This is a genomic window from Rhodococcus sp. AQ5-07, from assembly GCF_009707305.1.
GTDB lineage: Bacteria > Actinomycetota > Actinomycetes > Mycobacteriales > Mycobacteriaceae > Rhodococcus_F > Rhodococcus_F erythropolis.
The window spans coordinates 804,792-817,706 of sequence record NZ_CP046099.1 but is presented as its reverse complement, the minus strand read 5'-3'; the positions used below and the strand labels follow the sequence as shown (position 1 = coordinate 817,706).

The following is a 12,915-nucleotide window of genomic DNA, read 5'->3' as shown; positions in this document are numbered from 1 at the left end:
AGTTCTGAGATTCTGCGGACCGCTCACGCCGTGACTGCGACCTTCGCCTCGTCGACGTCTGTGGTCAGCGTCGACGGCTTGCGCAGGAAGACGAACCAGGTGACTGCGATGCAGGCGATGTAGAAGGCCAGGAACACCCAGAAGGCCATGGTCGCCGACTTGGCGGGGCTGCTGTACGACGCGCGCAGCACCAGGTTGATGCCTACGCCGCCCAAACCGCCTACCGCACCGGCAAATCCGATGAGAGCACCGGAGATACTGCGCGACCACGTTGCCTTCTCGCTTCGATCCATGTGGTCGAAGCTCTGAGCCTTCGCCTCGAAGATCGCCGGGATCATCTTGTAAACGGATCCGTTTCCGATGCCGGAGAGCAGGAACAGGGCGATGAATCCGAGAACGAATGTCACCATGATTCCGGCGCTGGCGACGCCCGCGGTGTTGTCGTCCATCGTTCCGGCCGTCACGAGGATCGATGCAGCGAATGCCATGGCGACAAACGTCCACATGGTGATCTTGCCGCCGCCGATCCGGTCGGCCAGTTTGCCGCCGAGGGGGCGAGCGATCGAACCGAGGAGAGGACCGATGAAGGCGATCTGTGCTGCATGCAGCGCGGCCGCGGCAGGAGTGGCACCGCCGGCGAGGAAGTTGATCTGCAGAACCTGACCGAAGGCGAAGCTGAATCCGATGAAGGAACCGAACGTACCGATGTACAGGAAGCTGATCACCCACGACTCGGAGAACTTGAGTGCCTTGGCCATCGAGCGCAGGTCCGACTTCTGGTTGCCCAGGTTGTCCATGAACAGCGCGGCACCGACGGCAGCAGCGGCAATGAACACGAGATAGACAGCGCACACGATCCACGGAGCACGGTTACCGACGGTGGCGATCACCAGCAGACCGATCAGCTGGATCATCGGCACACCGATGTTGCCGCCGCCGGCATTGAGACCGAGCGCCCACCCCTTGAGGCGTTGCGGGTAGAAGGCATTGATGTTGGTCATCGACGACGCGAAGTTGCCGCCGCCGATACCTGCAGTGGCCGCTACCAACATGAACGTGGTGTACGACGCACCCGGATTCATCATCAGGTAGAGCGTGAGAAGTGTTGGTACGAAGAGGAACAGCGCACTCATGACGGTCCAGTTGCGACCACCGAACCGTGCGGTGGCAACCGTGTATGGAATGCGGAGGACCGACCCGACAAGTGTGGGCACTGCGACGAGGAAGAACTTTCCGGCCGCGTCGATGCCGTAGATATCCGTCGGCATGAACAACACCATCACGGACCAGATCGACCAGATCGAGAAGCCGACGTGTTCGGCTACCACTGACCAGATCAGGTTCCGCTTCGCGATGTCCTTGCCGCCGGATTCCCAGGCGTCGACGTCCTCTGCATCCCAATGCTCGATGTAATGACTCACCAGGGCCTCCTGAATATGTTGGAGACCCAAAGGTAGAAAACGGTTATTGCGCCGGTGCTGCGTGCGATGACCGCGAAGTCAATTGATCCTCACCCGGTAACGAGACCGGGTGTGAGCTAGTTTTTCGCAGGTGCGTGCCAGGAATCCTCGAGCATCCGAGGCTTGCATGCCTGGTAGGCGCCCAGGAGCACCACGATCACAGCGACGACGAGCAGGCCGAACGGCGCAGCGTATCCACCGGACACGTCGTGGAAAACGCCGAACAGGAGCGGACCGAGGCAGGCAACGGAGTAGCCGATGCCCTGGGTGAAGCCGGACAGTGCCGAGGAACCGATGTGCGAACGAGTACGCAGGTTGATCAGCGTGAGCGACATCGGGAACGTGCTCGGACCGAGGCCCAGGACGACAACCCACACGACCGGCGCCGCCATCGGGGCAAAGTACAGCCCGCCCATGCCGACCAGGTAGCAGACGGCACACGCGATCACGACAGGGAAGGGATTGGCCATGCGGGCGCACAGGGTCGGCGCACCGAACGCTGCGACGAGCCCGATCACCGAGAACATTCCGACCATCGTTCCGCCGAACGCATCACTGGCTCCGGCGTCACGAAGGATCGAGGGAATCCACGTGAACATCGAATACGTGATCAGTGAGGTCATGCCGAACATGCCGGCCATCCCCCAGGCCACGGGAGAACGCCAGACCTGACCGCGTGGCTGTTCTGCCACTGCCGCAACCGAATCCGATGCATTCTCGACGGACCCGGCTTCGTTCGCGCGAGCTTTGCGCGAGCGAGCGAGGGTGATCAACCACGGCACTGCTGCGGCGAAGCCGAAGGCGGACCACCAGCCGATCGAGAACCGCCACCCGAAGGCGTCGGCGACCGGGACTGCGACGAACGCCGGAACGATGGTGCCGATCTGCACGGCCACGATGTAGACCGAACTCATGGTGGCGAGGCGATCCGAGAAGTACCGCTTGACCAACGGTGGGATCACGACATTGCCGATTCCCATGCCTGCCAGTGCCAAAGCCGAGAGGGCCAGCAACGACCATGTCTGAGACATCATGGCGCGCAACAGCATTCCGACGCCGGCCATGAGCATCGCGACGAGGGCCGTTCGCTCGAGCCCGATACGTTTCGCGATGGCGGGAGTGATGAGACCGAAGATGGCGAACATTGCGGTCGGAACCATGCCGAAGACACCGACGATCGAGGCGGAGAAGCCGATCTCGTCGCGAATCTCGGCCGCCAACGGCGAGAACGAGGTCACCGCAAGTCGAAGTACGAGCGCAGACATCGCAATCGCTGCGAAGACGAGCACACGGCCTTGTATCAACGAGCGGGTTTCGGTTCTCTCCAGTTGAGCAGTCACCGGCAAATCATAGGATGACCGGACGAACTCGCACAAGCGCGGTAATCTAACGTCACATTCACACCACTTACCCGGACCCGAGGAAACAACCACGTGCAACCCGTTCGACGCGCAAGTCTCATCTCGCAGGTCACCGAACAACTCCGCAACGAGATCCGGAGCGGAACCTGGCCGATCGGTTCCAAAATCCCCACCGAACCGGAACTGTCGGAGCTGACCGGGACCGGTCGCAATACCGTGCGCGAGGCGGTCCAGGCGCTCGTTCACGCCGGAATGCTGGAACGTCGTCAGGGATCGGGCACCTACGTCGTTGCTGTCTCCGACCTCGGTGGCACTCTCGGCAACTACTTTGCCGGCGCCCACCAGCGGGATGTACTCGAACTTCGGCGCGCACTCGACATCACTGCGGCCACCCTCGCCGCCGCACGGCGAACCGAAGACGACATCGCCGAACTGACGCGACTACTCGAGCTTCGCACCGCGTCATGGGAGGGTCAGGACATCGACGCTGCCACCACCGCGGACGTCGCCCTGCACCGAGCAATCGTCGCGGCCAGCCACAACGAGGTCTACCTGGAGTTCTACGACTCCCTGCTCCCCGTCATCGAGACCACGATCCAACAGCACATCGATGCAACCGGCGAAGGATTCCACTCGCAGCACGCGAACCTCGTCAACGCTGTCGTCGACGGGAACACCGTGGCCGCCTCGAACGCCGCACGCGAGCTGTTCGAGGGCCTGGTCTCGGACTTCGGTACCGGCGCCCCTATCTAGAGCAGCAAGCGCACGATGTCGGAAGTACGGGCCAACCCCGGGAACGCGTCCGCCGTCGAGCGGGGATGCAGAACATGAACTGCCAGGCGGAACATCACCGCACGTAGAAGCATCTGCGGCCACTCGGGGAGATCTTCCCACCGGCCGACCAGTGCCTCGTCGGCACCGCCCCACGAGATCGCGTCGACCACAGCGACGGCAGCGGCCCACGCAGCCGGTCGCCAATACGGCGTGATGTCGGTGATTCCGGGGGCCATACTGCCCGAGAACAGCACCGTCCCGAACAGATCGCCGTGCACGAGCTGGTCCGGGCTCTGCACCGGCTTCCGCAAAGTAGCGAGCCCGGCAATCAGTTCCAGACTTTTGCGACCGTCAGGAGTGGGCGTCTCGAGTTGCTCGACGCCCTTCGCGATCCTCAGCGGAACCGTTTCCCATGCCGCGCGATCAGCGGCGACGAATACGTCGACCTCGGCCCACGGCGGCACCGGCGGTTGTGCAAGGAAGCGCGGGCGCTCGAGCGAGGCCGTCGCCGCATGCAGTCGGCAGGACATCGAGACCACTTCGTCGTGACGTGGTTCCGGCGATCCGACGATGAATGTGTCGGCACGCCAGCCCGAGACGACGTAACGACCGTCAGTCGAACGCACCGGTCGAGCCAGCCGAACGCCGTCGACTTCGAGGTTCTCTCGCACCTTCGCCGACCACGCTGCGCGGGCATGATCCGCGACTGCTGAAAGGACGACGTCTCCACACAGCCACCCGCCGTCCCAATCCGCACCGAGTGGGATGGGATCGACTTCACGGAGGCCGAAGGTGGAGCACACGTGCTGGGGAGGTTGGCCTGTGCTCACACCCCAACGCTACCGGTGCGCGGCGCCGCCTCCCGCGAGGCGCGCCTAGTAGACCGGCAGACTCGCATCCACCTGGTTCGCCCAGGCGATCGCGCCGCCTTGAACATGAACTGCGTCGGAGAAACCGGCGTTCTTGAGAAAGGCCAGTGCCTCGGCCGAACGAATGCCGGTTTTGCAGTACAGAACTATCTGCTTGTTCTGCGGCAACGTCGCCAGAGCTTCACCGGAAAGGATGCGGTCCTTCGGGATCAGCACCGCCCCCGGCAGATGCATGATGTCCCATTCAACTGGTTCTCGTACGTCTACCAGCTCGATCGATCGTCCCTCGCCGATCATGGCCTCCAGCTCCGGCGCCGTGATCGTAGAACCGACAGCAGCAGCGCTCGCCTCTTCGGACACGACGCCGCAGAACGCGTCGTAGTCGATCAAGGCGGTGACCGGCACGCGGGTCGGATCACGCTGAAGGCGGATCGTCCGGAACGTCATCGCAAGAGCGTCGTAGATCATCAGGCGCCCGAGAAGCGGTTCGCCGATCCCCGTGATGAGCTTGACCGCCTCGGTCGCCATGATCGAACCGACGGTCGCAGGCAGGACTCCGAGAACACCGCCCTCGGCGCACGAGGGGACCATTCCGGGCGGCGGCGCCTCCGGGTAAAGATCGCGATAATTCAGTCCCGCGCCGTCCGGGGCGTCTTCCCAGAAGACCGAGACCTGCCCTTCGAAGCGGTAGATCGAGCCCCACACGTACGGCTTTCCGGCGATGACGGCGGCATCGTTGACGAGGTACCGCGTCGCGAAGTTGTCCGTACCGTCCAGGATCAGGTCGTACTCCGAGAACAGTTCGACCGCGTTGGAGTTGTCCAGGCGGAATTCGTGCAACCGGACGTCGACGTGCTCGTTTATCTCGAGAATCGACTCCTTCGCGCTGACCGCCTTCGGGCGTCCGACGTCGGAGCGTCCGTGAATCACCTGACGCTGCAGGTTCGACATGTCGACCTCGTCGAACTCGACGATCCCGATGGTGCCCACTCCTGCGGCCGCGAGATAGAGCAGTGCAGGCGAACCCAATCCACCGGCGCCGATGAACAGGACTCGCGCATTCTTGAGCCGCTTCTGGCCGGTCATGCCCACGTTCGGGATGATCAGGTGCCGGCTGTATCTGGCAACTTCCTCCCGGCTCAACTCGGCTGCCGGCTCCACCAGTGGTGGCAATACGACGGGTGTTGCAGACACCGCGAAACACTCCTAGTTCAAGACGAGATCAGGGATTCTCGATCCGGTCACGCTCGGGGGTACGGCCACGGATTGAAGCGGCACGTGAGTCCGTTCATCGGAACGACGCCCTCGGGATCAAGCCTAGCGATGTCGTTGTTCGCGGTTCCGAAGGTCTGCTGCATCATGATCGGTGCGAGTCCGCCTTCGGTCTCGCACGGCTGATGAGCGGCGTATCCGATGGCATGGCCGACCTCGTGATTGATCTGATACTGCCGATACGAACCAATGTCACCCTGGAACGAAATGGCGCCTCGCACCCATCGCGGTTCGTTGAGCAGGACTCGGTCCATGCTCGGGTTGTAGCAGGATCCTTCGAGTTCGATCTCGTATCCGCAGCCTTCACGGATAGTCATCTGCGAGGTCAAGGAGATCCGGAAGTCCGGCTCGCCCGCGTCGACGCGCCGGAACGCGACCTTGGGATCATTGGTCCAACTCTTCGGATTTGCCAGCGTCTGATCGACCATGCGTCCGTACGATTCGTCACCGCCGAAACCGGTCGTGTCGACGCCGTCCTCGATCTCGACCGTGTACGTGAACTCGCGTTCGGTTCCCTGTCCGACCTTGCCCGTCGTACCCGGTACGACGTGCCACGTTCCGCCGCCCGCGACGGTGAACGGACCACCGTCGGGGAGAGCGCCGGACGGTATCGACGACGCAAAGGTTCCGTCTCCGGCCGGCGGCGCACCGATGACGTCGGTTCCGTCGGTGCTGTGTGCGAGGTCGGCAGTAGCCGACGTCTTGCTCGCGGTGTCTGTGGCGTCCGGACGTACTGCGTCGACGATCACAAGGATGGTGAGCACCACGAGAACCGGAATCGCGTAGGCCCGCCAACCGTAGGTCGAGACGAAGCGCCCGAGCTTGCTCTGCTTTCGCGCTGCCCGGTCGGGCCGCGGATTACGCGGGGTTCGGCCCACTTCTCGTTTGGTCGGATCCCACTGGGCACGCAAGGGCTGATGGGAGGAAATGCCGCGATAGTCGCGTTCGCCGTAGGCACGATCATCCGGCACCTCTGGCCGACGTTCGTCGCGGGGCGCTCCAGTTCCGCTACGCATTCGACGTTCCTCACGTTCAGGGTTCTGCGTAGTTCGTCCACGCATGCGCGGTCCCCCTGGGTCAGTCACGTCGTCCAGAATCTCACACACGGCAAGTCACTCGCCCGGGCTGACCGAAACATGCTGGTCCTGGCGTGTCATGGCAACCCGTCCTGTAACGAGAAAGACCGCTGGTCTCGCTCACCGAGGCACGCGCGACTCGCCCGGGCGACACACGGTATCGTTCATTCGGCTACGACCGGTGTGACGGAGGATACTGGCGGGTACGCACACGCGACTCGCGGATCCGCGCGCCGACCGAATTTACTTTTGCTCAGATTGGAAGCGACATGACAGAACTCGCGGATCGGACAGACTCCGATCGCGGTACAACGGCTGGCAAGCCTGCCGGAACACGTCGCAGCACCCGACTCCCCCGCGATGCGCGCCGCCTCCAGCTCCTCGCAGCTGCAAGTGAGGTATTCGTCGCGAACGGGTACCACTCGGCCGGCATGGACGAGATCGCCGAGTGTGCCGGTGTCAGCAAGCCAGTCCTGTACCAACACTTTCCAGGCAAGCTCGAACTGTATGTCGCAGTCCTGCAGAGTTATGTCGACAGCCTCATCTCGGGTGTACGCCAGGCCCTGCGATCGACGACGGACAACAAACAGCGTGTCCGCGCCGCAGTCCAGGCGTTCTTCGACTTCGTCGACAACGACTCGCAGGGCTTCCGCCTGGTGTTCGAGTCCGACATCATGGGCGAACCTCAGGTCCAGACACGCGTCGAACAAGCCACCGAAGCCTGCGTCGACGCCGTGTTCGACCTGGTCAGTCAGGATTCCGGACTCGATCCGTACCGCGCGCGCATTCTTGCGGTCGGTCTGGTCGGTGCCAGCCAGTTCACTGCGCGGTACTGGCTCGAAGCCGCGCGGCCGATCCCCAAGGAAGAGGCCGTGGAAATCACCGTGACACTGGCGTGGGGCGGTCTCTCACACGTGCCGCTGCAGGCCGAAACCAAGTAACCGGAACCCGAACGAGAATGGGCGGGCAGTCTCACGACTGCCCGCCCATTCTGCTGTTACAGCTACGCGTCAGACGTTAGGCGCGAATCCGACCTTGCGGATATCGGACGGACCGATCTCCACGTACGCCACACGAGAAGCCTGCACCAGGAACTTGCGGCCCTTGTCGTCGACGAGAGCCAGAACCGGCTCGCGGCCACCGAGGACAGCCGCGACCAGTGTCTCGACCTCGTCAGGGGTCTGTTCGCTGTTGACGATGAGCTCACGCGGGCTGTCGATTACACCGATCTTGACCTCCACGGTCAACCTCCGAACTGTTCGTGAATTACATCCGTTGTCGACGCAAGGCTAATGCAGCAGCGACCGCCCACGCTCCTCTGCACGCTGTGCCCAGAGCGAACAGGCACCTAGACGAGTCCGAGAATCGCCATCCGCTCGGCGTGCTTTGCCTGCATACCGTCGAACAACGCGACAACTCCGTTGAGGTCACCCGAGGCCGAGATCACCAGATCCGTGAGGTCCTCACGCTGCGCCAGCACGAACTGCGCCTGCGTGATTGCTTCACCCAGAAGACGGCGTCCCCACAACATCAGCCGGTCCTTGGCGCGGGTGCTGGCCTCCACTGCTGCCTTCACCTCGAGCACCACGAACTCCGAGTGGCCCGTCTGGGACAGCACGTCCTCGACGATCTCGGCGACATCCGCCGGGAGGGAGTGCCCGATCTCGCGGTAGAAATCGGCAGCGATTCCGTCGCCGACGTACGCCTTCACGAGCGATTCCAGCCACGTCGACGGTGTCGTCGACGCGTGATAGTTGTCGAGAGCACGAACGAACGGGTCCATGACGGCAAAGATCTCGTGGCCACGTTCCGTCAGCGCCGTTTCCAGAGTCTCGAAGTGGTCCATCTCGGCGGCGGCCATGCTGGCGAACGCCACCTTGCCTCGCAGGTCCGGTGCCATTTGTGCGTCCTCCGCCAACCGGTAGAACGCCGAAATCTCGCCGTAGGCGAGAACGGCAAACAAATCGATCACGCCGGGGTGATCGGAAGCGACTCGGCCTCCGGTTCCAGCGTCCGTCGAAGCATCAAGATCGTGTGCGCCCATGACTACGAACTGTAGTGCTTCGACGACCGACGCGACCGCCAAGGACCGCATGTCCGATTCGGTGATCTTCGACATGTCATCGCGAGGGGCGGACAACGTGCAGCTACAATGGTCTTGGGAGTTCGCCAGTTCCCCCGGCTCTTGTGATTAGCCGGGACGGCTGCTTTAGGTCAGCTGACACGACTGTGCTCACGCGGACCCCACCGATAATGTGCGCGCACCTGCATCGACGGTTGTTGCCCGCTTCGCCGAGATCTCCGGACGGTTCGAATTCGTCCGAGTGGAATTCAGTGCTGAGGCGTAGGCATGACCGAAGAAAAAGAGGGCATCGACATCGGCCGATTTACGGCCTGGCCCCTTACCTTGTGCGTGCGTACCGCCACGAGGAAAGGCTAGTCCCCTGAGCAAGATCACTGTCGACCACGAAGACGAAGCAACCGAGAACACCGTTTCCGTCCAGCTCGACGACACCCATGTACCCCCGAGCTTCGCCGAACTCGGTGTACGCGACGAAATCGTCCGCGCACTGAACGAGATCGGCATCGAGCGCACCTTCGCCATCCAGGAACTCACCCTTCCGTTGGCTCTCGCCGGTGACGACCTCATCGGTCAGGCCCGCACCGGAATGGGCAAGACCTTCGGTTTCGGCGTCCCGCTCCTGCATCGCATCGTCACCGCCGAGAACGGCACGGCTGTCCTCGACGGCACGCCACGCGCTCTGATCATCGTTCCCACCCGCGAGCTGTGCATCCAGGTCGCTCGCGACCTCGAGAACGCCAGCAAGTACCTCCGAGTCGGCGACCGAGGCCTCCAGGTTCTGCCCATCTACGGCGGTCGGCCGTACGAGGCGCAGATCTCGGCACTGCAGAAGGGCGTCGACGTTGTCGTCGGCACCCCGGGTCGCCTGCTCGACCTCGCCAACCAGTCGCACCTGATCCTGGGCAAAGTGGGCGTTCTCGTCCTCGACGAGGCCGACGAAATGCTCGACCTCGGATTCCTCCCCGACATCGAACGCCTCATGGGCATGGTCCCCGACAAGCGTCAGACGATGCTCTTCTCCGCCACGATGCCCGGCCCGATCATCACCCTGGCTCGCACCTTCCTGACGCAGCCGACGCACATCCGCGCCGAGGAAGCCGAATCCTCCGCAGTGCACGACCGCACGAGCCAGCACATCTACCGTGCGCACGCTCTCGACAAGGCCGAGATGGTCGCCCGCGTTCTGCAGGCCGAAGGCCGCGGCGCGACGATGATCTTCACCCGCACCAAGCGCACAGCCCAGAAAGTCGCCGACGATCTCGCCGAGCGCGGTTTCTCCGTCGGTGCCGTCCACGGTGACCTCGGACAGATTGCCCGCGAGAAGGCCCTGAAGGGCTTCCGCAACGGCAAGGTCGACGTGCTGGTCGCCACCGACGTCGCCGCACGCGGCATCGACATCGACGATGTCACCCACGTCATCAACTACCAGTGCCCCGAGGACGAGAAGACCTACGTCCACCGCATCGGTCGCACCGGCCGCGCCGGACGCACCGGTATCGCCGTCACGCTGGTCGACTGGGACGACATTCCTCGCTGGCAGCTCATCGACAAGGCACTGAGCCTCGGAATCCCCGATCCGGTCGAGACGTACTCGAGCTCGCCGCACCTCTACGAAGAGCTGTCGATTCCGGCCGACGCCAAGGGCACTGTTCGCAAGGCCAAGCCCGCCCCTGAGAAGGCTGCAACCGACAAGGCGGCAACGGACAAAGCGGACGCGTCGAAGTCGGCTGACGCCGACGGCAACGAAGAGAAGGCCGCGCCTCGTCGCAACCGGACTCGCCGCCGTACCCGCGCTGGTGCTTCGACCGACGCCACGACGTCCACCACCGCCGGCGCCACCACAGCTCCCCCTTCGGCACCGGCGGCAACCGCTACCGAGAACTCGGACGAAGACGGAGCGGCCAAGCCGCGTCGCCGTCGGCGTCGTCGCCCCGCGGCTTCCGCGACGGCAGGCGCCGCAGAGTAAGCTGCCGATGTGCTGGCTCCCGAAAGGCGTACTCGCTCAGATGTGATCGGTGCGCTGGCAATCGCGCTGGCAGTAATCGTGGCGGTGACCGTGGTGTGGTTGCGCAGTGATGCGCGCGGAACCACCTCGGTCACCGCCGAATCTCCACTCCCACCTCTGTCGACGTCGGTGTTGTTACCCGACATCCTGAAGCAGACGTGGGAATCTCCCAGTGCCGACTCGACGGCACCGATCACCGTCGGAAATGCCGTCGTCACCGCCGACGGTTCCGAAGTGATCGGCCGCGACCCGGCAACAGGCGAAGAAGTATGGCGATACGCGCGCAACATTCCCCTGTGCGGTGCGATCGGTTCGTGGGATCGCGTCGTCAGCGTCTATCAGGACGATCGCGGTTGCTCTCAGGTCACGTCACTGGTCGCCGACACCGGCGCCCGAAAGGACCAGCGCAACAGCGACGCCGATTCCGCGGTCACCTTGTCGGCGGACGGCACCTATCTGATCTCACGCGGCAGTGAGCGAATGGAACTGTGGCGCTCGGACCTCGTCCGAACTCTCGAGTACGGCAGGGTCGACGCGAAGGTCAATCCGAACAAGCAACCCCGCACCGGATGCACGCTGCTCGACGCTGCGTCGAGCGCCAACCGAGTCTCGGTACTCGAACGCTGCCCGGGTGAAGCCTCCAACAGGTTGACGGTGATGAACCCCGCACCGAAGGACGCCCAGGAACCCGAAGAGTACGGATCCTCGATTCTCCTCGACTCCGAAGGCGCCCGCCTGCTGGCCGTGGCCGGCGAGAAGACGGCCGTCTACCTCCCTGCCGCCAACGGAACCGCTTCTCGCATCACCATTTTCGACGGAACCGGCAATCCGATCGTCGACTATCCGATCGAGGGAGCGGTGACCGAAGGGGCCCGCACCCACGCCGACAAGGCTTCGATCACGTGGTGGACCGGCTCTCAGACGGTCAACCTCCGCCTGAGCGACCTGGCTCCGACGTGGATAGTCAACGGAACGTCCGGGCCCGGAAGCATGGTCGCCGGTCAGATGCTCATCCCTGTTCCGGGCGGGATTGCAGCCGTCAGCCCGTCGGACGGAGCGGTGCAGCGCATGATCGCAGTCGACCGCGGTGAGACGACGACGCCGATCGTGCTCGCCAGTGCGGGCGAGACGATTCTGGAACAGCGCGGCGATACCTTGTTCGCGCTGCGCTAGAAGCTCTCGCCTTCCTCAGAGCGCCAGTTCCGGCGCGAAAGTCACGACTTCATTTCCAGCCCAATGCTTTACGAGATTGTCGGCGAGTTCTCGATAGGCATCCGCGCCCTTGTTCTTTCGCCCGGCAAGGACCGTCGCGCCGGAAGCAGAGGCCTCGGCGAACTTGACGGTCCGTGGAATCGGCGGCGCCAGAACGGCGAGGGAGTAGCGGTCACTGACGTCAGCGAGTACGTCGCGACTGTGCGTGGTTCGAGCGTCGTACAGAGTCGGAAGTGCGCCGAGCAGAACAAGATCCGGGTTGGTGATGGCTTGGACTTCGCGAACCGTACGCAGCAGCTGTCCGACGCCGCGGTGTGCGAGGGTTTCGCATTGCAGTGGAACCAGAACCGACTGCGCCGCAGTCAATCCGTTGAGTGTGAGCACACCCAACGACGGTGGGCAGTCGATGATGATGACGTCGTAAGAACCCAGGAGCGGAGACAGCGCCCGCTTGAGCGCGAACTCTCGACCGGGTCGCATCAGGAGCAGCGCTTCGGCGCCCGCGAGATCGATGGTGGCCGGCAGGAGATCCATACCGTCGTCCGTTTTCAGCACGGCGTCGACCGCGTCGAGATCACCCGCCAGGACCTCGTTGACCGAACGCTCGAGGCGATCCGGGTTGTGTCCGAGCGAGAACGTCAGGCAGCCCTGCGGGTCGAGATCCACCACCAGAACTCGTTGTCCGAGCGCGGACAAAGCCGCACCGAGAGAAGCGACGGTAGTGGTTTTAGCCACGCCGCCCTTTTGATTCGCCACTGCGAGAACCGTCGTCACACGTAGATCCTTGCGCACTTCGCGCCAGG

12 protein-coding genes are annotated in these 12,915 nt (G+C 63.5%); 4 read left to right on the top strand and 8 right to left on the bottom strand.

Annotation, left to right across the window (positions count from 1 at the left end; translation table 11 throughout):
- Nucleotides 1–23 precede the first annotated feature (23 nt).
- Nucleotides 24–1,424: an MFS transporter gene (locus GJB56_RS03835; RefSeq protein WP_085989607.1), complete on the bottom strand. Its 1,401-nt coding sequence runs from the start codon at nt 1,422–1,424 to the stop codon at nt 24–26.
- A 113-nt stretch (nt 1,425–1,537) separates the two neighbouring features.
- A complete protein-coding gene (locus GJB56_RS03830; RefSeq protein WP_019747810.1) occupies nt 1,538–2,800 on the bottom strand; it encodes an MFS transporter in 1,263 nt (420 codons plus the stop codon).
- A gap of 93 nt (nt 2,801–2,893) precedes the next feature.
- Here GJB56_RS03830 and GJB56_RS03825 point away from each other — a divergent pair, with 93 nt between their 5' ends.
- Nucleotides 2,894–3,574, top strand: coding sequence for a FadR/GntR family transcriptional regulator (locus GJB56_RS03825; protein ID WP_020907120.1), 681 nt, complete (start codon nt 2,894–2,896; stop codon nt 3,572–3,574).
- Here GJB56_RS03825 and GJB56_RS03820 read toward each other — a convergent pair.
- The 3 genes from GJB56_RS03820 to GJB56_RS03810 are packed head-to-tail and all read right to left on the bottom strand — an operon-like array spanning nt 3,571 to nt 6,752.
- Entirely contained in the window at nt 3,571–4,425 is an 855-nt protein-coding gene (locus GJB56_RS03820; RefSeq protein WP_007731227.1) for a TIGR02569 family protein, read from the bottom strand. The two genes, GJB56_RS03825 and GJB56_RS03820, sit on opposite strands and share 4 nt — an antisense overlap.
- A 45-nt stretch (nt 4,426–4,470) precedes the next feature.
- Nucleotides 4,471–5,658 (bottom strand): adenylyltransferase/sulfurtransferase MoeZ, encoded by a 1,188-nt coding sequence (gene moeZ, locus GJB56_RS03815; protein WP_019747808.1) that lies wholly within the window; start codon nt 5,656–5,658, stop codon nt 4,471–4,473.
- A gap of 47 nt (nt 5,659–5,705) precedes the next feature.
- Entirely contained in the window at nt 5,706–6,752 is a 1,047-nt protein-coding gene (locus tag GJB56_RS03810; protein ID WP_153212496.1) for a DUF3152 domain-containing protein, read from the bottom strand.
- A 329-nt stretch (nt 6,753–7,081) separates the two neighbouring features.
- On the opposite strand from GJB56_RS03810, the gene GJB56_RS03805 reads away from it, so the two are divergent.
- Entirely contained in the window at nt 7,082–7,753 is a 672-nt protein-coding gene (locus GJB56_RS03805) for a TetR/AcrR family transcriptional regulator (RefSeq protein ID WP_003942309.1), read from the top strand.
- A 69-nt stretch (nt 7,754–7,822) separates the two neighbouring features.
- Here GJB56_RS03805 and GJB56_RS03800 read toward each other — a convergent pair whose 3' ends face one another.
- Together GJB56_RS03800 and GJB56_RS03795 are read right to left on the bottom strand one after the other, a co-directional pair.
- On the bottom strand, nt 7,823–8,053 hold the full coding sequence (locus tag GJB56_RS03800) for a DUF3107 domain-containing protein (protein WP_113683001.1): 231 nt from the start codon (nt 8,051–8,053) through the stop codon (nt 7,823–7,825).
- Nucleotides 8,054–8,160: 107 nt separating this feature from the next.
- Nucleotides 8,161–8,856, bottom strand: coding sequence for a ferritin-like fold-containing protein (locus GJB56_RS03795; RefSeq protein WP_029255047.1), 696 nt, complete (start codon nt 8,854–8,856; stop codon nt 8,161–8,163).
- A gap of 400 nt (nt 8,857–9,256) precedes the next feature.
- On the opposite strand from GJB56_RS03795, the gene GJB56_RS03790 reads away from it, so the two are divergent.
- Together GJB56_RS03790 and GJB56_RS03785 are read left to right on the top strand one after the other, a co-directional pair.
- Complete coding sequence (locus GJB56_RS03790) at nt 9,257–10,861, top strand: DEAD/DEAH box helicase (RefSeq protein ID WP_113683003.1); 1,605 nt, start codon at nt 9,257–9,259, stop codon at nt 10,859–10,861.
- Between the two features lie 9 nt (nt 10,862–10,870).
- Nucleotides 10,871–12,073: an Rv3212 family protein gene (locus GJB56_RS03785; protein WP_195849580.1), complete on the top strand. Its 1,203-nt coding sequence runs from the start codon at nt 10,871–10,873 to the stop codon at nt 12,071–12,073.
- Between the two features lie 15 nt (nt 12,074–12,088).
- On the opposite strand, the gene GJB56_RS03780 is transcribed toward GJB56_RS03785, so the two are convergent.
- Nucleotides 12,089–12,886: a ParA family protein gene (locus GJB56_RS03780; protein ID WP_003940948.1), complete on the bottom strand. Its 798-nt coding sequence runs from the start codon at nt 12,884–12,886 to the stop codon at nt 12,089–12,091.
- Nucleotides 12,887–12,915: the final 29 nt, after the last annotated feature.